We start from the raw sequence: 19,511 nt of genomic DNA, 5'->3' as shown, positions 1-19,511 counted from the left end.
ACAGGGTATAATCAATCTGTTGATAAATTAGATGACTCGTGATTATGGATATCATTACAGCAATCAGTGCTGCGCTTTTTTACTTTTTAGCATTAGGTTTTGTTATTCCTGGCTTAGCTAGTCAAAATAAAATAAAAACCAATGCTGTATTTATATGTGCGTCGTTTGCATTACTTGTGCATGCGTGGCAATTAAAAGAACTCATTTTAAATACCTCAGGTCAGAATTTAAGTATTTTAAATGTAGCCTCTCTAATTAGCTTTATTATTTCACTCACGATGAGTGTTTCAATGCTGAAATTTAGAGTATGGTTTATTCTGCCTGTTGTTTATAGTTTTTCAGCCATTAATTTACTTGCAGCAACCTTTCTCTCTGGTGCTTTTATTACCCATTTAGAAACGCACCCTAGCTTATTGATACATATATCATTAGCCTTATTTGCTTATTCAACCTTAATGATCGCCACTTTATATGCACTTCAGCTAGCTTGGCTTGATCATAAACTTCGCAGTAAAAAATCACTCACGCTAAATCCTAATCTTCCCCCTTTAATGATGGTGGAACGTCAACTTTTCAAGATCATCCTCGTTGGTTTATTTCTACTGACTCTTACTTTATTGACCGGACTCACATTCATACAAGATATGCTTGCTCAAGGTAAAACTCATAAAGCGGTATTATCCTTTATTGCTTGGGTTATCTATGCCGTATTAACATGGGGACATTATCAAAGAGGATGGAGAGGACAAAAAGCATTATGGTTTAGCTTAACGGGTGCATTTCTTCTCACTCTTGCTTATTTTGGTAGTCGATTTGTGCAAGAAGTTATCTTAACGTAAACAAGACTTCTAGCTCACTTTTCAAGATCAAATTTGACATATCAAGCACTGATATTGATAAATAACCTTTACATTGTATTTTTCACTGAGGATCAAGTCACTTGGATGACATATCAACCGGCGCCCTGTTTACGATTTTAGCTGTACTTATTATTGCATCTGGTTATTTTTCAAGCTCTGAAACCGGCATGATGTCTTTAAATCGATATCGCTTAAAACACTTATCCAATCAAGGTCATAAGGGGGCACAGCGTGTTGAGAAATTACTAAGTCGCCCAGACCGACTTATTGGTTTAATTCTAATAGGCAACAACCTCGTTAATATTCTCGCTTCTGCTATCGCGACTATTTTAGGTATGCGCTTATACGGGGATTACGGTGTTGCAATTGCTACCGGTGTTCTGACTCTCGTCATTCTAGTCTTTGCCGAAGTAACACCAAAAACACTTGCAGCAATGTATCCTGAGCGAGTGGCTTACAGCAGCAGTATCCTACTCAATATTCTAATGAAAATTTTATCTCCATTAGTCATCCTAGTAAACCTGATTACTAATGGCTTTCTAAAACTTCTTGGCCTTGGTACAAACCACTCTCACAAAGACAACCTTAGTTCAGAAGAATTACGAACGGTTGTTCATGAGGCTGGAGGGCTTATCCCACGCCGCCACCAAGATATGCTTATTTCTATTTTAGATTTAGAACATGTCACTGTTAATGACATCATGGTGCCTCGCAGCGAAATTACAGGCATTGATATTAATGACGATTGGAAATCCATTTCACGCCAACTGGCTCACTCGCCACACGGTCGTATCGTTCTTTATCGTGACCAAATTGATGAAGTAGTGGGAATGCTTCGTTTACGCGAATCCTATCGCTTAATGCTTGAAAAAAATGAATTTACAAAAGAAACATTATTAAGGGCAGCTGATGAAATTTATTTCATTCCCGAAGCAACACCTTTAAATATTCAACTATTAAAATTTCAGCGTAATAAAGAGCGTATTGGACTAATCGTAGATGAATACGGTGATATTCAAGGTTTGATTACTTTAGAAGACATACTAGAAGAAATTGTTGGTGAGTTTACTACGTCAATGGCACCAAGTTTAACCGAAGAGATCACACCTCAACCTGACGGCAGTTTCATGATTGAAGGCAGCGCTAATATTCGAGATATTAATAAAGGCCTGAAATGGAGTTTACCAACAGATGGTCCAAGAACATTAAATGGGCTGATACTCGAACACCTAGAAGAAATTCCGGGCACTCAAATCAAAGTAAATATAGAACATCATCAAATGGAAATTATCGCAGTAGAAGAGAACAAAATTAATTTGGTTAAAGTATTCCCTAGTAGCGATAATAATTAGCTTATATACAAGCACAAAAAAGCCCGTATTAGATTTCTAATGCGGGCTTTTTAAATTCGAAATGAAATTAATCTACAGATAGTTCTTTAAGCATTGACTCAGGAAGAGCCAAGTCATCATTTTTATTTACTTGAATACCTGCGGCTAAAATAGCGGTAGCAATCGCTTTCGCTTCTTCTAAAGAATGCATGGTATATGTACCACATTGATATTCATTTAATTCAGGTATTTTATTCTGGTCTTCAACATTAAGAACATCTTCCATTGATGCAATCCAAGCGTTAGCAACCGTTTGTTCTACAGGTGTACCAATTAAGCTCATGTAAAAACCAGTACGACATCCCATTGGTGAAATATCAATAATTTCTACATCCGTACCATTCAAATGATTACGCATGAACCCTGCATATAGATGCTCTAATGTGTGAATACCTTTTTCAGATAAAATATCTTTATTTGGTGCAGTAAAGCGTAAATCAAATACGGTGATAGTATCACCTTTAGGCGTTTGCATTTTCTTTGCAACACGTACCGCGGGTGCTTCCATACGGGTATGATCTACAGTAAAACTGTCTAATAATGGCATAATTTATTCCTTTAATTTATGGATAGCGGTGACTTACCACCACCAACTACTTTGTCTTTCAAGCTCAACTTTACATTGTTTTAATTGCCAACCATACGTTTTTGCTTGAGATTCAACCCTACGGGCAATTTTAATCAATTGAGGTTTCTTTTGGTAGCTTTTACGCTTATAGCCGCCGCGACCTTCATGATAAGCTAAATATTGATTGTAAGGATCCCACTTTGAGATACCTAGTTGCTTTTGGCTTCCGTCAGTATACCAACCTATAAACATTATCGCATCATCAAAACTACTACGAGATCCCCCACCGGTTTCATCTTCATACTCTCCCCATACAGGGTCTTGAGCTTGTGCATAACCATAAGCAGAACTAGGACGACTCCAAGGTATAAACCCTAATAATTTTGTTCTTGGTGGACGGACATCTGAGCGAAAGCTACTCTCTTGCTTCATGATAGCCATAGCAACATTAATTGGAGTGCCGTATTCTTCATTCATGTCTTTAGCATCATCATACCATCCGCCTTTCTCTCGAAAGATCTCGCAAAGATTATCCTGCTTTGTCGGCGGCGCCGTAGCACAACCAGATAACGAAACTAAGGCGACAATAATTAGTGAAAATTTATAATTCATTTTTTACTCAATAAAAAAGCACTGCTATTCATTTAGGATAACAGTGCTTGTTATACGATATTTGTTTTATTTCAAATAATTGAAATAATCATCTAAATACTCTGAAAAAGGCATTGTATCACTGGCCTCAATTTCTTTCTGAGCCAGAACAGAACGCTCTACCTCTGCATCCAACTCATCTTTAGTATAGAAGCTGTATTTATGATCTAAATGCGCTTGGCGATGTTGTATTGCCAATTTACAACCAATAATACCAATACCACCAGCCTTCTTCGTTTCAGCAAGTAGACGACCTGAAATAGTTAACTCTGGATTCTCTATCATCGCACTTAGTCGTTGATGAGTTTGTTGGTATGCATCATCACCATTAACTGCATCCATTTTTTTAGCTATTGTGAATAGATCATCAAAAACTCGTTCAGCCCATGCTTTCTGAGTTAAACGCTCCCCTTGGCAACCAATTTGAAGCTCTAACCCAGGCTTACGTCCCAGTTCAACAATCTTATTCCAATTGTCTTTCCAACACGCCATTTCACTGTCATCCATAGGAGCAGAATCAGTGAGTACAGACCATGTTAAGAAAAGGTCTAAGAATCGAACTTGATCTTCATCTACACCAATAGGGCTAAATGGGTTTACATCTAAAGATCGAACTTCTATATATTCAATTCCCGAACGCTCTAATGCTTCTGAAGGCTTTTCACCTGATTTAGCGACACGCTTAGGGCGAATTGGAGCATACAATTCATTTTCAATCTGCAACACATTCGCATTTAATTGGATGTGTTTATCCCCCTCTTTTAAACCTATTTTTGCAAACTCTTCCGATGGAGTGCGAATCGCTTTATTCAAGCCTTCAATATATTCATCGATACTATTTAAACTGATTTTTAAATCACTTTGAGCATCATTTGTATAACCAAGATCGCTTAATCTTAATGATGTTGCATAAGGTAAATACAATGTTTTACCTAGTGATTCAAAATTCATTGTCGTTTCTCGACCTTGAATAAAAGAACCACACAATGCAGGAGAAGCACCAAAGAAATAAGGGATCAACCACCCAAAGCGGTAGTAATTACGGATCAACCCAAAATAAGCATCAGATACCGAATCTTGACGATCTTTTTCAGTTTGCTCACCCAGTAATTCGTCCCAAAACTCATTCGAAAAAGAAAAGTTAAAATGAACACCAGAAATGACCTGCATCACACTGCCATAACGGCGCTTTAAACCTTCACGGTAAGTCGTTTTTAATTGACCAACATTAGATTTACCATACTGCGCTAAAGTAATGTCATCGTCTTTGCTCACAAAACATGGCATAGACAGCGGCCACAATTTTTCCTCTCCCATATGAGAGACCGTGTAATGATGCACATCTTCTAATTGCTTTAATACCGTTTTAACATCATGAGATACCGGCGTAATAAATTCTAATAATGACTCAGCAAAATCCGTTGTGATGTATTTGTGAGTGAGTGCTGAACCTACGCCTGCTGGATGTGGTTTTGAAGAAAGTGCAGCATCAAGAGTAAAACGAAGTGTTTCTCTTTCAATACCACGGCCAGTATTTTTAAAGGCTTTGGGATTAGACGCGACTTTCTGTAATCGGTTAGTAAATTCGGTCAAAATACATTCTCGCTATTGAGGTAGATCTAAGATCTTTATCCTAGGATAGTAGCAAATTTTACTCGTGTTTGAATAATAAAAAAAGAGCAGTAATTAGTATTAATAATGACTGCTGCATATTAAATACTATTTATTCACCGTGATAGATTCGATTGGTAAACCTAACGTTTTTAATTTAGGGGTTAATGACTTAGCATCTCCAACCACAATAATTTGATATTGAGTTGGGTCAAACCACTTAGAAGCCAACGCATTCAAATCCTCTCTACCTAATGTCGCAATTAATGTATTTTGCTCATCAATAAAATCGTCATCTAATGAATAGGTTAATATTTTACCTAGAAGATTCGCTTTTTGGCTTGGTGTTTCGTATTTCAATGCATCTTGTTGGCCAACCGCTAAACGCATAAAGTTTAGTTCATCCATTGTCATTCCATCGTTCTTATATTTATCCATTTCAGAAATAAATTCTTTGATCGATTCAAGAGTCACATCAGCTCGAACTTGAGCATAAAAGATAGCCATGCCGACTTCTTTATTCCCCATTAAATAACCACCAGCGCCATAGGTGTAGCCTTTATCTTCACGCAAATTCTGATTGATTCGGCTATTGAAGTTGCCAGCTAAGTTAAAATTAGCAAGTTGTGTTTGATACAATTCACCAGTTGCATCAAATGGAATGCCTTGGCGAACAAAACGAACCACACTTTGCGGAGCGTTCGGCTTATCAATTAAATATATTTTTTGTCCCGCTAGCGTAGGTAATTGCTGCGGAGCTAACAAACTTGGTGCTGAACCTTCCCATGTAGATAGAAAAGAGAGCTTAGAGATTAAGTCTGATTTTTGCACATCACCAACCGACACAACTTGAGTACCAATCGGAGTGTAGCGTTTCTTATAGAACGCCTTAACATCAGATAACGTCAAACTTTTCACCGATTCCATCGTTCCATCAGGGGAGCGATCAAATATGGTGCCTTTAAAGAGAACTTCGCGTGTTGCTTGTGATGCTAACCATGCTGGTTTTTGATGATCGTAAACTAAACCTTCGATTGCTTGCTTCTGTAAACGATCAAAATCAGACTGTTTAAATGCCGGAGAAAATAGCATTTCATTCACTATACTAAGCGTTTCATCTAGATTTTTAGTCAATGATGAAATTGATATCGCAGTGGTATAGCTACCAGAATTAAAAGAGATGCTGCTGCCCAACTTATCCAGTCTCTTTTGAATATCTTCTGAACTAGATTTAACCGTACCTTCTTCCATCATAGAAGCCGTCAGTGATGCTAACCCTTCTTTTCCTCGGGAAACATAGCGGTTACCAGCAGGTATTGATATTTGTAACTGCACTGTAGGTGTTTCGATTGCTTCCGATCCCAACACTTCAATACCATTGGCTAATTTAGCTCGATAAATATCAGGTGTTTTTGCTGTCACAGCTTTTGATGGTTGAGGCATCACTGAACGATCAAAATTATCGACGGCTTTACGTACATCTAAGCTGTTTTCATCAATTTTTTGGTACTCAGGAAGATCTCGTTTAGGAGTAATAAAGTTTGGTTTTCTAACTTGAAGCTGTGTTTTACCTTTTGGTACTACACTCAGCGTCACTTTATATTTATTTGCTATGTAAGTATCAAATGCTTGCGATACTTTATCAGGAGTCACGGCTTTCAATTCTGCGAGCTGCGCTTCTAATTGGTTAGGATTACCATAAAAAGTTTCATTTGATGCTAATTGAGAGACTTTTCCTGAAACTGATTGCAATCCAAATATTGCTCCTGCTTCTGCACTTCCTTGAACTTCAGCGAGATCTTCTTGCGATACTCCCTCTTTTTCAAATTTATCCAGAACATCCATGACCTCTTGATAAGCCGTTGCTAAATCGTTTTTATCACTAGAGTCCGTCATTGCATAAACATACATGGTGCAAGACAATTCAGCACAATCATGAAAGGCGCCGGCATCGACCGCTTTACCTGTTTTGACTAGCTCTTGATACATTAAACTCGTTTTACCATTACCCAGTAAAGTCGCAAGCATATCAAGACTTGCCTCTGTTTCTTCACCTCGATACGTCGTTGGCCACCCAATCATAACCATTGGCTGTTGAATTCGATCTTCCAATGTAATGAAACGATCTTCCGTTAACGTCACTGGTTGTTTTGGTGCGTTCTCAACTTCAGGGCCTCTTGGAATAGTACCAAAGTATTTATTTACCCACTCTAATGTTTGTTTACTGTCTAGGTCACCACCAATGGTAATAACCGCATTATTTGGGCCATACCAACGTAAGAAAAATGCTTTCAAATCATTCACATCTACACGGTCAAGATCTTCAACATAACCAATCGTCTGCCATGAATAAGGGTGATCTTGTGGAAATAATGCCTCGCCCATTCGCTCATAAATCAAGCCATAAGGACGGTTGTCGTAATTCTGTCCTCGTTCATTCTTAACCGTACTACGTTGTATTTCGAATTTTTTCTGAGATACCGCATCAATCAAGAATCCCATTCTGTCGGATTCTAACCACAACATTTTTTCTAGCTGATTTGCAGGGACCGTTTCAAAATAGTTCGTACGATCACGATTCGTTGTGCCGTTAAGTGTTCCACCGGCTTCTGTGATAATTTTAAAATGTTGTTGATCACCAACATGTTCTGAACCTTGGAACATCATGTGTTCAAAAAAGTGTGCAAAACCAGATTTCCCAATATCTTCACGAGCCGATCCTACGTGGTAAGTGACATCGACATGAACAAGAGGATCTGAACTATCAGGACTTAAAATAACCGTTAACCCATTTTCTAATGTATATTTTTGGTATGGGATAACCGTTGAGCCTTCTTTGGGTAAAACTTGCTCTACAAGCGTTACACCTTGCGGTAAATCTGATGTTTTTGGTGCTTCAAATTCTGAATTACTGCACCCTACTAAAGCCAATGCAATCGATACACAAAGTAATTTTTTCATTTTAATTCCTATAAAATCCCATTCACGGCAAGCGACAACAGTACGTATCGAGCAGCCTTTCCTATCCCAATTAAAATCACGCATGGTAAAAACTTCATTCTTAACCACCCAGCGGCCAAGCATAAAGGGTCGCCGATCACGGGTAACCAACTAAATAATAACGTCCAATAACCGTATTTCTTTATCCATTCTATGGCTTTATGACCGTGTTTCTGTGAAGAAGTTTTATCAGGAAGTAACAAACCAAGCCAATAATTTGTTATCCCTCCTAAAGTATTTCCTAATGTTGCGACTGTAATAACTGTCCACATTGAAAAACTGTCTAATTTTAACGTAGCAATTAAACTGGCTTCTGACGCCCCAGGTAATAAAGTGGCACTTAAAAACCCAGAACTAAATAATACCCATAATGCTGAATCTGCATTGAACCAATCAAACATGACTGAATTAATTCCATTGATTACGATTTATATTGCTACAGCATAAAATAAAAAAGGGCGCATCTGCACCCTTTTATTGTTAAGTTTTATTTGGAACTATCCAACAAGAGCTAAGAGAATACCCGCAGCAACTGCAGATCCTAAAACCCCAGCCACATTCGGTCCCATCGCATGCATTAACAAAAAGTTTTGAGGATTAGCCTCAAGACCGACTTTATTAACAACACGCGCCGCCATTGGCACGGCGGAAACACCTGCAGCACCAATTAATGGGTTAATGTCTTCTTTTGAATACTTGTTCAATATTTTAGCCATGATAACACCGCCAGCAGTACCCACACTGAAGGCAACTGCACCTAACAGTAAAATACCTAACGTTTCTACATTAAGGAACGTTTCTGCTTTTAATTTTGATCCGACCCCTAAACCTAAGAAGATCGTGACTATATTGATCAATTCATTCTGAGCCGTATTCGATAAACGATCAACCACACCTGATTCTTTCATTAAATTACCTAAACAGAACATACCAACGAGTGGCGTTGCTGAAGGTAAAAACAAAATAGTCATCAGTAAAACAGCAAGTGGGAAAATGATTTTCTCTGCCTTACTAACATGGCGCAATTGAGCCATCTTAATTTGACGTTCTTCCGGCGTAGTTAACGCTTTCATTATCGGTGGCTGGATAATTGGAACAAGAGCCATATAACTATAAGCAGCAACCGCAATCGCCCCCAATAAATCAGGAGAAAGCTTACTTGCTAAGAAAATGGCAGTCGGTCCATCTGCACCACCAATAATGGCGATTGACGAAGCATCTGCTAATGAGAATTCCATTCCTGGCACAAAATTAAGTAATATGGCACCGAACAACGTAGCAAAAATACCTACTTGAGCCGCGGCACCTAACCATAGAGTCTTTGGGTTTGCAATTAAGGCACCAAAGTCCGTCATCGCTCCTACACCCATAAAGATCAAAAGTGGGAAGACTCCCGTTTCAATCCCGACATAATAAACGTAATACAAAAGTCCACCAGGATCGGTAAACCCTGCATTCGGTATATTTGCTAAGACTGCACCAAAACCAATAGGTAACAGCAATAAAGGCTCAAACCCTTTACGTATTGCTAAAAATAAAAGCCCACAACCGACTAAAATCATAATAAGTTGTTCAAACTTAAAATTAGCAATCGCCGTTTCATTCCATAATATTAATAAACCATCCATGTTTACTTACCTTAGGCTAGAGAAAGCAATGGTGTACCAACTGCTACTGCATCGCCCTCTTTAGTTAAAATATCTTGAACGGTACCATTACGTGATGCTCTGATCTCTGTCTCCATTTTCATCGCTTCAAGTATAAGTAACACATCACCTTCAGCAACTTCAGCACCAGCTTGTACAAGTACCTTAAAGATAGTTCCTGCTAATGGCGCATCAACAGATTCCGCGTCAACTGCCGAAAGTTGAGGAGATTGAACCGGTGCTGCTTGTGCTGATATTGGTTCAACAGACGAAATAACGCCTTGCGGCCCCACTTCTACATTATAGATTTGACCATCAACTTTAACGCTATAAGCCTCAACACCACCTTTAGCCGTGTTTGCTTTTACAACATTAGCCGCTGATTCAACTTCAGTTCCAGGAGCAGGTTCAAAGGCATCTGGATTATTACGATTTTTAAGAAATTTAAGACCCACTTGAGGAAATAGAGCATAAGTAAGTACATCATCAATTTGCTCTTCCGCTAAAGCGATATTATCTTCTTTTGCTTTAGCAATCAGTTCATCCGTTAAAGTATGTAACTCGGCCGCTAATAAATCGGCAGGACGACAGGTAATCGGCTCCGCACCTTCTAAAACACGAGCCTGTAGCTCTGCATTAACGGCAGCAGGCGCTGAGCCATACTCTCCCTTTAGGACACCTGCCGTTTCTTTTGTAATACTCTTATAACGCTCTCCAGTAAGGATATTAATTACTGCTTGAGTGCCTACAATTTGTGACGTTGGAGTAACTAATGGGATATAACCTAGATCTTTACGAACTTTAGGGATCTCAATTAGCACTTCATCTAATCTGTCAGCTGCACCTTGCTCTTTTAACTGACTTTCCATATTCGTCAACATCCCACCCGGAACTTGAGCGATGAGAATTCGAGAATCGACGCCTTTCATTTGTCCTTCAAACTTTGCGTATTTTTTACGAACTTCACGGAAATAGGTAGCAATTGGTTCAAGTTGCTCAAGGTTAAGATTTGTATCGCGCCCTGTCCCTTCTAGCATAGCAACAACCGTTTCAGTTGGAGTATGACCATAAGTTTGGCTCATGGATGAAATAGCCGTATCTAAAATATCAATGCCAGCCTCTGCCGCTTTTAAGGCTGTGGCGGTAGATAATCCTGTTGTCGCGTGACTATGCAAAGCAAGTGGTACATCACAAGACGATTTAATACGAGTAATAAGTTCTTCAGCTTCATAAGGTTTAAGTAGACCAGACATGTCTTTAATACAAAGAGAATGACAGCCTAAATCTTCAAGACGTTTTGCTAAATCAACCCATGTATCTGAATTATGAACAGGACTTGTTGTGTAAGAAAGAGTGCCCTGAGCATGAGCACCAACATCAATTGTTGCTTTTACTGCTGTTTGAAAATTTCTAACGTCATTCATTGCATCAAAAATACGGAATACATCCATACCGTTACAATGAGCTCGCTCTACAAATTTTTCAACAACGTCATCAGCATAATGGCGGTAACCTAATAAGTTTTGGCCACGAAGTAACATTTGCATTGGTGTATTTGGCATCGCTTTTTTAAGTAATCGTAAACGTTCCCATGGGTCTTCACCTAAATAACGAATACAGGCATCAAATGTTGCCCCACCCCAAGTTTCTAATGACCAATAACCGATTTTATCCAACTGCTCTGCAATTGGAAGCATATCTTCAACACGCATACGAGTTGCGAAGAGTGATTGGTGGGCGTCACGAAGTACCACATCAGTGATAGAAAGTGGTTTAGACATACTTACAAACTCCTTGTAATGATTTTCCTAAAACAGTTTATCGATTCTTTTGGCGGTATAATTTAACCGCAGCAGAAATAGCAGCTATAATTTGAGGCTGAACTGTTGTTTCATCGGGATTCTGAACTTTTTGAACAGCCAATACCTGTTTTGGAGGTAACTCCACAGGCAGTAACTTAGACATAAGTTGAACTAGATAGACGAGGATGGTGAGGAATATAAATACAACGCCCATGCCTGTTAGCATTAGCGTTGCTGCTTCCCATAGTAGACTTCCAATGTCTGTCATCTTTTATTCCTTTTTGATGATAGTGACAATGTATAATTTAGTTGTAGCGAACTAATTAATTGTGTTCTTTTATTCTAAAAAGAAAGAATGATTATCTCGACATCAACAAATTTGTCAAATGCGAAACGATCACAATATATTCAAAAAAGAATATTATAGCGAAATATATCCATACACTGCTATTTTTTACTTACAAATAAGTTGATTACAATCAAGTTACCTAATAATAACCTACAATTCAATCTATTTAATAATAGACTCAATTACTTAACTTACTCATATTACAGGCATAAAAAAAGCCTGATCATAAAGATCAAGCTTTTTAAAAGAATGGTGCGCCAGGAAGGATTCGAACCTCCGACCGCCTGGTTCGTAGCCAAGTACTCTATCCAGCTGAGCTACTAGCGCACAATAAATTCTAATTGTCTCCGTACCAACTTATCCTCTTAGATAAACTGTTACGGCAGTAAAAATGGTGCGCCAGGAAGGATTCGAACCTCCGACCGCCTGGTTCGTAGCCAAGTACTCTATCCAGCTGAGCTACTAGCGCACAATAAATTCTGATTGTCTCCCGCACCAATTTATCCTCTAGATAAACTGTTACAGCAGTAAATAATGGTGCGCCAGGAAGGATTCGAACCTCCGACCGCCTGGTTCGTAGCCAAGTACTCTATCCAGCTGAGCTACTAGCGCACAATAAATTCTGATTGTCTCTCGCACCAACTTATCCTCTAGATAAATTGTTACGGCAGTAAATAATGGTGCGCCAGGAAGGATTCGAACCTCCGACCGCCTGGTTCGTAGCCAAGTACTCTATCCAGCTGAGCTACTAGCGCACAATAAATTCTGATTGTCTCTCGCACCAACTTATCCTCTAGATAAATTGTTACGGCAGTAAATAATGGTGCGCCAGGAAGGATTCGAACCTCCGACCGCCTGGTTCGTAGCCAAGTACTCTATCCAGCTGAGCTACTAGCGCACAATAATTCTTTTTTATTATGCTGATTATAAATAATCAACATAAATCAATATGGCGGTGAAGGAGGGATTCGAACCCTCGATGCGGCTATAAACCGCATACTCCCTTAGCAGGGGAGCGCCTTCAGCCTCTCGGCCACCTCACCGTTTTGTAACTCTGTTGTAATCATCTGCAAAACAATTACGGCTATTGGTAAATAAGTTTACCAATAAAAGAATGGTGCGCCAGGAAGGATTCGAACCTCCGACCGCCTGGTTCGTAGCCAAGTACTCTATCCAGCTGAGCTACTAGCGCACAATAATTCTTTTTTATTATGCTGATTATAAATAATCAACACAAATCAATAATGGCGGTGAAGGAGGGATTCGAACCCTCGATGCGGCTATAAACCGCATACTCCCTTAGCAGGGGAGCGCCTTCAGCCTCTCGGCCACCTCACCGTCTTGAGGAGGCACATATTACTTTTTACCAAAAATATGTCAATGACTTTCTTAGTAAAAAACAAGGTAATTCGTTCAACAGTCTATGAAATAACCAAAATGGATAAAAATAAACCGAGATACGAGTTTTGTGCCTCTCATTTTCTATTTATTCCAGTCAAATTAACAACTGACTAAAATAAATAAGGCCAACAATGTTAGCCTATTTTCATGCGATATTAAAAGTTACCTGGTGCAGCAGCAGGAGTAGTTCCCTTTTCTGCTTGAATACGCATGTAAATCTCTTCACGGTGTACAGATACTTCTTTAGGCGCGTTAACACCGATACGTACTTGGTTGCCTTTAACGCCAAGTACAGTAACTGTTACTTCGTCACCAATCATTAGCGTTTCACCTACACGGCGAGTCAAAATTAGCATTCGAATGCTCCTTGAGTTATCTCAGTATTATAATAAATGTATGTATTGTCCGTTATCGCTTATGTTCACAAACGTCTCTGCTCAAGAAACAGCGATCAGAACGTTATTATCTTGTGATTGCTCTGTAATAACAAACGTTTTATGTAAAATTTCGGCCGCTTGTTGTAAATCAGCTTGAATAACGATAACCGACACACTTTTTGGTTCTGTATAACATTGATAGATATCAACACTATTAACCATTAGTTGATTGCAAGCAGAGTCTGCCATCCCTTCAACATTATCTCCGACTAACGTCAGAATTGATAAGCTACTAATATTGCGTATTTTTGTATTAAATACCAGTTTCAATTGTAAAAAAGTTGCTTTTGGCACAACAATTTGAAAACAATCGTCAGTATTAGTTAACACTCGATACTCTTTAGCAAGAAGAATTCTATCCTCTTCATTTATGTCAGTGCATTCGGCAAGGTATAAGTCTTGCTTTAGTGCTAACCCAGTAACTGGAAAATAGTCATTAGGCTTCTCACAAATAAGCGTTCCTTCACCATTATCAAAAGAAGAAAGAACTCTTAATGATACTGAAGATCTCCATGCATGAGATACTGAATGTTCCTGTAATACTTTCGCACCAGACTTTGCTAATGCGTGCATATCACTAAAAGAAACTTCTTTTAATTTACGAGTATTCGATACATAACGGGGATCTGAAGAATACACACCGTCTACATCAGTAAAGATCTGACATTCATCCGCTTTCAATGCGGCAGCTAAAGCAACAGCCGTTGTATCAGACCCACCTCTTCCGAGTGTTGTAATATTTCCGACACTATCTCTACCTTGAAAACCAGCAACAATGACAACATAACCCTTATCAAGCCATTCGGTCAGTTTACTGGTTTCAATATGTTCGATAGTTGCATCGTTAAATACATCATTGGTTTTAATTCCTGCTTGATCTGCAGTCAGAGAAATCGCTTTGATGCCTTTTTGATTCAAAGATATAGCTAAAAGAGCAATAGAAACTTGTTCACCTGCAGAAAGTAACATATCTAATTCACGAGGTTCTGGAACCTCATTGATTTGATGTGCTAAATTTAGCAAACGATTCGTTTCTCCTGCCATAGCAGAAACAGCAACAACCACTTGGTGTCCTTGCTGTTTCGTTAAAATTATACGGTCAGAAACAAGTTGGATCCGTTCAACGGACCCAACTGATGTTCCACCATACTTTTGTACGATTAATGCCACTGATACGCCCTATGAAAGACGCTCAGTTAACCAAGCTTCAACCGTCGCTAACGCTGCAGGTAATGCTTTTGCATCGGTACCGCCCGCTTGAGCCATATCAGGACGGCCGCCGCCTTTACCACCCACTTGCAGTGCAACCATATTCACTAACTCGCCCGCTTTAACTTGGCCAATAAGATCTTTAGTCACACCCGCAATTAAACCCACTTTATCATCACTGACATTACCAATCATGATAACACCACTGCCAATTTGGTTTTTAAGTTCATCAACCATACCACGAAGGGCTTTATTATCAGCACCATCCAATTGAGTGATCAACACTTTAACGCCTGATATGTCTTGTACTTGACTGATTAAGTCTGAACTTGCTTGAGAAGCCAATTTATCTTTCAATTGTTGGATTTCTTTTTCAAGTAACTTCGTTTTTGAACTCGCATCATGAAGCTTTTTATCCGCTAGTTTCTGCTGAGATTCAATTGCATCTAATGCTGCTTCACCAGTTACTGCTTCAATACGACGAATACCTGCGGCGATGCCACCTTCAGACGTGATTTTAAACAGACCTATATCACCCGTACTTGATGCGTGAATACCACCACATAGCTCAGTTGAAAACTCACCCATTGACAGTACACGAACTTCATCATCATACTTCTCACCAAACAGAGCCATTGCGCCTTTTTCTTTCGCCGCATCAACGTCCATAAGGTCGGTTTCAATTGCATGATTTAAACGTACTTGTTGGTTAACAATACGCTCAACAAGTCGAAGTTCTTCCGGTTTAACCCCTTCAAGGTTAGAAAAGTCAAAACGTAAACTTTCGGCTTTAACTAATGACCCTTTTTGCGTTACATGCTCACCCAGTACTTGACGAAGTGCTGCATGTAATAAATGGGTTGCCGAGTGGTTTAAAGTAATCGCAGTGCGACGCTCTTCATCCACTTGAGCCATTGCTCTATCAGCCGTAGATAATACACCTTCCACTAATTTACCGTGGTGACCAATCGCATTACCTACTTTTTGAGTATCAGTAACAACAAATTTACCCGCTTCTACGGTAATAATACCCGCATCACCAGATTGACCACCGGATTCAGCATAGAACGGTGTTACATCTAAGATTAGAATCGCATCATCGCCAGCAGAAAGCGTTTCAACCGCTTCGCCTTCACAGAAAATTTCTAATACGGTTGCTTTCGCTTCCGTAAAATCATAACCGTGGAATACCGTTTCAGATTCAACTTTGATAACCGCATTATAATCAGTACCAAATTGACCCGCTTCACGAGCACGTTGGCGTTGTTCGTTCATCGCTTTTTCAAAACCATCTTCATCGATAGTTAATTCACGCTCACGAGCAACATCGTTCGTTAAGTCAGCAGGGAAACCGTAAGTATCATAAAGTTTAAATACAGTTTCACCGTCAAGAACGGTGCCTTCTAGATTATCTAGCGCTTCGTTTAAGATAACCATGCCACGCTCAAGCGTACGGCCGAAGTTCTCTTCTTCAATCTTAAGTACTTTTTCTACTAGTGCTTGTTGCTTCTTAAGCTCTTCACCAGCCGTACCCATGATTTCAGCTAATGGTCCAACTAACTTATAAAAGTAAGAACCTTTAGCACCTAACTTGTTACCGTGACGTACTGCACGACGAATAATACGACGTAATACATAGCCACGACCTTCGTTTGACGGCATAACACCATCAACGATTAAATAAGAACAAGAACGGATGTGGTCTGCAACTACACGTAAAGATTGGTTTGAAAGATCATCATAACCAACAACTTTTGCCGTTTCTTTAATTAGTGTTTGGAAGATATCAATTTCATAGTTTGAATGTACACCTTGCATAATTGCAGCGATACGCTCAATACCCATCCCTGTATCTACTGATGGTTTTGGAAGTGGTTCCATTGTGCCATCAGCTAGGCGATTGAATTGCATGAAAACGTTATTCCAGATTTCAATGAAACGGTCGCCATCTTCTTCAGGCGTACCTGGACGGCCACCCCAAATATGTTCACCGTGATCGTAAAAAATCTCAGTACAAGGACCACAAGGACCCGTGTCACCCATTTGCCAGAAGTTATCTGATGCATAAGGTGCGCCTTTGTTATCACCAATACGAACGATACGATCAGCTGGAATACCCATTTCTTTATTCCAGATCTCAAACGCTTCATCATCAGTTTCGTAGATTGTCACTAACAGACGATCCGCAGGAAGCTCTAAACGCTCAGTTAGGAATTCCCATGCATACTTAATTGCATCTTGCTTAAAGTAATCACCAAAGCTGAAGTTACCAAGCATTTCAAAGAAAGTATGGTGGCGAGCAGTAAAACCAACATTTTCTAAATCGTTATGTTTACCACCGGCACGAACACAACGCTGAGCGGTAGTTGCACGAGTATAGCTTCGCTTTTCAGAACCAAGGAAACAATCCTTAAACTGGTTCATACCCGCATTCGTAAATAAAAGAGTTGGATCATTCGCTGGAACTAGAGAAGAACTCTCAACAATTTGGTGCCCTTTGCTTTCAAAAAAAGCAAGGAATGCACGGCGGACTTCGTCAGTGCTCATATACATGTGGATATTCCTGATTGAATCGTAGTTAACTCACTCTTGTACTCATTGAAGCCAAGCAGTGTTTTTAAGACAGAATTTCGGATATTGTATACGCAAATGAAAATGAAATACAGATAACGACAGCGAACAAATAAGGAAACAGAAATAATTCTATTTTTGATTGAAGCCGTCTCTTTTCATAGACGTAAAAAAGCCAAACACAAAGGTTTGGCTTTCTTTCATTTCAATAAGAATCAGAAAAATTAAAACTCTTCGTTTTCTTCTTCTATTTTCTCAACAACTTCTGGCTTATCTTCGGTTGGAGTTAATAGCATTTCACGTAATTTCTTATCAAGCTCTGCGCCAATTTCTGGATTTTCGCGCATAAATTTAGATGCGTTTGCTTTGCCTTGACCGATCTTATCGCCATTGTAGCTATACCAAGCGCCTGCTTTATCGACTAATTTATGTTTAACACCTAAATCAATCAGTTCGCCTTCACGGTTAAAACCTTTACCGTATAGAATTTGAGTTTCAGCTTGTTTAAATGGCGCTGCAATTTTATTCTTAACAACTTTAATGCGAGTCTCATTACCAACAACTTCATCGCCATCTTTTACTGCGCCAGTACGACGAATATCAAGACGAACAGAAGCATAGAACTTCAATGCATTACCACCAGTTGTTGTTTCTGGGTTACCAAACATTACGCCAATTTTCATACGAATTTGGTTAATGAAGATACACATACAGTTCGACTGTTTTAAATTACCCGTTAACTTACGCATTGCTTGCGATAGCATACGAGCTTGAAGACCCATGTGACTATCGCCCATTTCGCCTTCAATTTCAGCTTTAGGTGTTAAAGCCGCCACAGAATCAACAACAATTAGATCAACCGCACCAGAACGAGCTAACGCATCAACAATTTCTAACGCTTGCTCACCAGTATCAGGTTGAGAACATAACAATTGGTCAATATCAACACCAAGTTTTTGTGCGTAAATAGGGTCTAATGCGTGCTCTGCATCAATAAATGCACAGGTTTTCCCTGCTTTTTGTGCTTGAGCAATCACTTCTAAAGTTAGTGTTGTTTTACCTGATGATTCAGGGCCGTAAATTTCTACGATACGTCCCATTGGTAAACCACCGGCACCTAGGGCAATATCAAGAGATAAAGAACCAGTAGACACAGTTTCAACATCCATTGTGCGGTTATCGCCCAACTTCATGATTGAACCTTTACCAAATTGTTTTTCAATTTGACCTAATGCTGCGGCCAGTGCTTTTTTCTTGTTATCGTCCATTTGATTCTCCAGAATTCTAGATCACTAAATCAGTTAATGACCAGTAGTATACTGTCTATTCATACAGTGTCTATAGCTTTAATTCATTTTTTATTTAATTTTGATAACGTGGTATCTAAAATTAATCTTAACCACTTGAATTAATTCGCTTCTAATAGCCTTTTCTTTAATGTGAGAAATGCATATTCAATCGCAGATTGTCTTACTTTTGTACGATCACCAGTAAAATAGACCGTTCTTTCTACATGCCAATTAGTGGTGTCAGCAAAGCCAAAACAAACCGTACCAATCGGTTTCCCTTCTGTCGCTCCTCCTGGGCCTGCAATGCCACTGATCGACACCGATATATCTGCTTCACTGTGTGCTAGCGTGCCAAAAGCCATTTCCTTTACCACTTCTTCACTCACTGCGCCAAAACGGCCAATAGTCTCTAAGTTCACCCCAAGAGAATCTTGTTTTGCTTCATTACTGTACGTCACAAAGCCTCGTTCAAACCATGCTGAACTTCCTGCATTTTCAGTAGCACAAAATGCAACGCCTCCGCCAGTACAAGATTCTGAACACGCCATCATTTTTCCTTGTTGCATTAATAACTCTCCCACTTTTTGTGCGAGTTGCGCATTTTTTATCATATCCATTTAGATTCTTTCCATCTTGATTCGAATTTTATCTATTCTATCTTTGATTGCTGTCTTGATTCACGTATTCTAACAGCAAATATTTATCTTCAATTATTAGGTCTCGTTG

The 19,511-nt window shown here is 39.3% G+C and carries 15 protein-coding genes and 8 tRNA genes; 2 read left to right on the top strand and 21 right to left on the bottom strand.

The window, feature by feature from the left end:
• Window positions 1-44 precede the first annotated feature (44 nt).
• The gene (locus tag VSAL_RS03645; RefSeq protein WP_012549454.1) at window positions 45-839 is read left to right on the top strand and encodes a cytochrome C assembly family protein; all 795 of its coding nucleotides are present in this window, start codon (window positions 45-47) and stop codon (window positions 837-839) included.
• Window positions 840-940: 101 nt separating this feature from the next.
• Window positions 941-2,212: an HlyC/CorC family transporter gene (locus VSAL_RS03640; protein ID WP_012549453.1), complete on the top strand. Its 1,272-nt coding sequence runs from the start codon at window positions 941-943 to the stop codon at window positions 2,210-2,212.
• Window positions 2,213-2,279: 67 nt separating this feature from the next.
• Here the strand turns inward: VSAL_RS03640 and luxS are convergent, their stop codons facing one another.
• The 21 genes from luxS to VSAL_RS03535 all read right to left on the bottom strand — a co-directional run bounded on the left by luxS (window position 2,280) and on the right by VSAL_RS03535 (window position 19,402).
• Entirely contained in the window at window positions 2,280-2,798 is a 519-nt protein-coding gene (luxS, locus tag VSAL_RS03635) for an S-ribosylhomocysteine lyase (protein ID WP_012549452.1), read from the bottom strand.
• Between the two features lie 33 nt (window positions 2,799-2,831).
• Window positions 2,832-3,431: a transglycosylase SLT domain-containing protein gene (locus tag VSAL_RS03630; RefSeq protein WP_012549451.1), complete on the bottom strand. Its 600-nt coding sequence runs from the start codon at window positions 3,429-3,431 to the stop codon at window positions 2,832-2,834.
• Window positions 3,432-3,497: 66 nt separating this feature from the next.
• On the bottom strand, window positions 3,498-5,063 hold the full coding sequence (gene gshA, locus VSAL_RS03625; protein WP_012549450.1) for a glutamate--cysteine ligase: 1,566 nt from the start codon (window positions 5,061-5,063) through the stop codon (window positions 3,498-3,500).
• Between the two features lie 126 nt (window positions 5,064-5,189).
• Complete coding sequence (locus VSAL_RS03620) at window positions 5,190-8,042, bottom strand: M16 family metallopeptidase (RefSeq protein WP_012549449.1); 2,853 nt, start codon at window positions 8,040-8,042, stop codon at window positions 5,190-5,192.
• Window positions 8,043-8,050: 8 nt separating this feature from the next.
• On the bottom strand, window positions 8,051-8,482 hold the full coding sequence (locus tag VSAL_RS03615; protein ID WP_012549448.1) for a YqaA family protein: 432 nt from the start codon (window positions 8,480-8,482) through the stop codon (window positions 8,051-8,053).
• Between the two features lie 96 nt (window positions 8,483-8,578).
• Entirely contained in the window at window positions 8,579-9,709 is a 1,131-nt protein-coding gene (locus VSAL_RS03610; protein ID WP_012549447.1) for a sodium ion-translocating decarboxylase subunit beta, read from the bottom strand.
• An 11-nt stretch (window positions 9,710-9,720) separates the two neighbouring features.
• Window positions 9,721-11,508 (bottom strand): sodium-extruding oxaloacetate decarboxylase subunit alpha, encoded by a 1,788-nt coding sequence (gene oadA, locus VSAL_RS03605; RefSeq protein ID WP_012549446.1) that lies wholly within the window; start codon window positions 11,506-11,508, stop codon window positions 9,721-9,723.
• Between the two features lie 37 nt (window positions 11,509-11,545).
• A complete protein-coding gene (locus VSAL_RS03600; RefSeq protein WP_012549445.1) occupies window positions 11,546-11,797 on the bottom strand; it encodes an oxaloacetate decarboxylase subunit gamma in 252 nt (83 codons plus the stop codon).
• A gap of 331 nt (window positions 11,798-12,128) precedes the next feature.
• Window positions 12,129-12,205: transfer RNA gene (locus VSAL_RS03595), tRNA-Arg, on the bottom strand.
• Between the two features lie 65 nt (window positions 12,206-12,270).
• Window positions 12,271-12,347 (bottom strand) — tRNA-Arg (locus VSAL_RS03590).
• 66 nt (window positions 12,348-12,413) lie between these two features.
• A tRNA-Arg gene (locus VSAL_RS03585) sits at window positions 12,414-12,490 on the bottom strand.
• Between the two features lie 66 nt (window positions 12,491-12,556).
• Window positions 12,557-12,633: transfer RNA gene (locus VSAL_RS03580), tRNA-Arg, on the bottom strand.
• Between the two features lie 66 nt (window positions 12,634-12,699).
• Window positions 12,700-12,776 (bottom strand) — tRNA-Arg (locus VSAL_RS03575).
• A gap of 52 nt (window positions 12,777-12,828) precedes the next feature.
• Window positions 12,829-12,921, bottom strand: a tRNA-Ser gene (locus tag VSAL_RS03570).
• Window positions 12,922-12,993: 72 nt separating this feature from the next.
• A tRNA-Arg gene (locus VSAL_RS03565) sits at window positions 12,994-13,070 on the bottom strand.
• A 53-nt stretch (window positions 13,071-13,123) separates the two neighbouring features.
• Window positions 13,124-13,216: transfer RNA gene (locus tag VSAL_RS03560), tRNA-Ser, on the bottom strand.
• A gap of 218 nt (window positions 13,217-13,434) precedes the next feature.
• Complete coding sequence (gene csrA / locus VSAL_RS03555) at window positions 13,435-13,635, bottom strand: carbon storage regulator CsrA (protein ID WP_012549444.1); 201 nt, start codon at window positions 13,633-13,635, stop codon at window positions 13,435-13,437.
• An 81-nt stretch (window positions 13,636-13,716) separates the two neighbouring features.
• A complete protein-coding gene (locus VSAL_RS03550) occupies window positions 13,717-14,886 on the bottom strand; it encodes an aspartate kinase (RefSeq protein ID WP_012549443.1) in 1,170 nt (389 codons plus the stop codon).
• Window positions 14,887-14,895: 9 nt separating this feature from the next.
• Window positions 14,896-17,478: an alanine--tRNA ligase gene (gene alaS / locus VSAL_RS03545; protein WP_012549442.1), complete on the bottom strand. Its 2,583-nt coding sequence runs from the start codon at window positions 17,476-17,478 to the stop codon at window positions 14,896-14,898.
• Window positions 17,479-17,720: 242 nt separating this feature from the next.
• Window positions 17,721-18,764: a recombinase RecA gene (gene recA, locus VSAL_RS03540; RefSeq protein ID WP_012549441.1), complete on the bottom strand. Its 1,044-nt coding sequence runs from the start codon at window positions 18,762-18,764 to the stop codon at window positions 17,721-17,723.
• 140 nt (window positions 18,765-18,904) lie between these two features.
• The gene (locus VSAL_RS03535; RefSeq protein WP_012549440.1) at window positions 18,905-19,402 is read right to left on the bottom strand and encodes a CinA family protein; all 498 of its coding nucleotides are present in this window, start codon (window positions 19,400-19,402) and stop codon (window positions 18,905-18,907) included.
• Between the last annotated feature and the right edge of the window lie 109 nt (window positions 19,403-19,511).

Origin of the sequence: Aliivibrio salmonicida LFI1238, from assembly GCF_000196495.1 — a bacterium.
Taxonomy (GTDB): Bacteria; Pseudomonadota; Gammaproteobacteria; order Enterobacterales; family Vibrionaceae; genus Aliivibrio; species Aliivibrio salmonicida.
Note: the sequence above shows the minus strand (reverse complement) of the source record. Positions and strands in the feature narration are given on the sequence as shown.

Coding starts and splice junctions, on each gene's coding strand:
- luxS (WP_012549452.1), bottom strand. CDS start 2,798: ATGCCATTATTAGACAGTTTTACTGTAGATCATACCCGTATGGAAGCA.
- csrA (WP_012549444.1), bottom strand. CDS start 13,635: ATGCTAATTTTGACTCGCCGTGTAGGTGAAACGCTAATGATTGGTGAC.
- VSAL_RS03630 (WP_012549451.1), bottom strand. CDS start 3,431: ATGAATTATAAATTTTCACTAATTATTGTCGCCTTAGTTTCGTTATCT.
- VSAL_RS03535 (WP_012549440.1), bottom strand. CDS start 19,402: ATGGATATGATAAAAAATGCGCAACTCGCACAAAAAGTGGGAGAGTTA.
- VSAL_RS03620 (WP_012549449.1), bottom strand. CDS start 8,042: ATGAAAAAATTACTTTGTGTATCGATTGCATTGGCTTTAGTAGGGTGC.
- VSAL_RS03600 (WP_012549445.1), bottom strand. CDS start 11,797: ATGACAGACATTGGAAGTCTACTATGGGAAGCAGCAACGCTAATGCTA.
- alaS (WP_012549442.1), bottom strand. CDS start 17,478: ATGTATATGAGCACTGACGAAGTCCGCCGTGCATTCCTTGCTTTTTTT.
- VSAL_RS03615 (WP_012549448.1), bottom strand. CDS start 8,482: ATGTTTGATTGGTTCAATGCAGATTCAGCATTATGGGTATTATTTAGT.
- oadA (WP_012549446.1), bottom strand. CDS start 11,508: ATGTCTAAACCACTTTCTATCACTGATGTGGTACTTCGTGACGCCCAC.
- VSAL_RS03610 (WP_012549447.1), bottom strand. CDS start 9,709: ATGGATGGTTTATTAATATTATGGAATGAAACGGCGATTGCTAATTTT.
- recA (WP_012549441.1), bottom strand. CDS start 18,764: ATGGACGATAACAAGAAAAAAGCACTGGCCGCAGCATTAGGTCAAATT.
- VSAL_RS03645 (WP_012549454.1), top strand. CDS start 45: ATGGATATCATTACAGCAATCAGTGCTGCGCTTTTTTACTTTTTAGCA.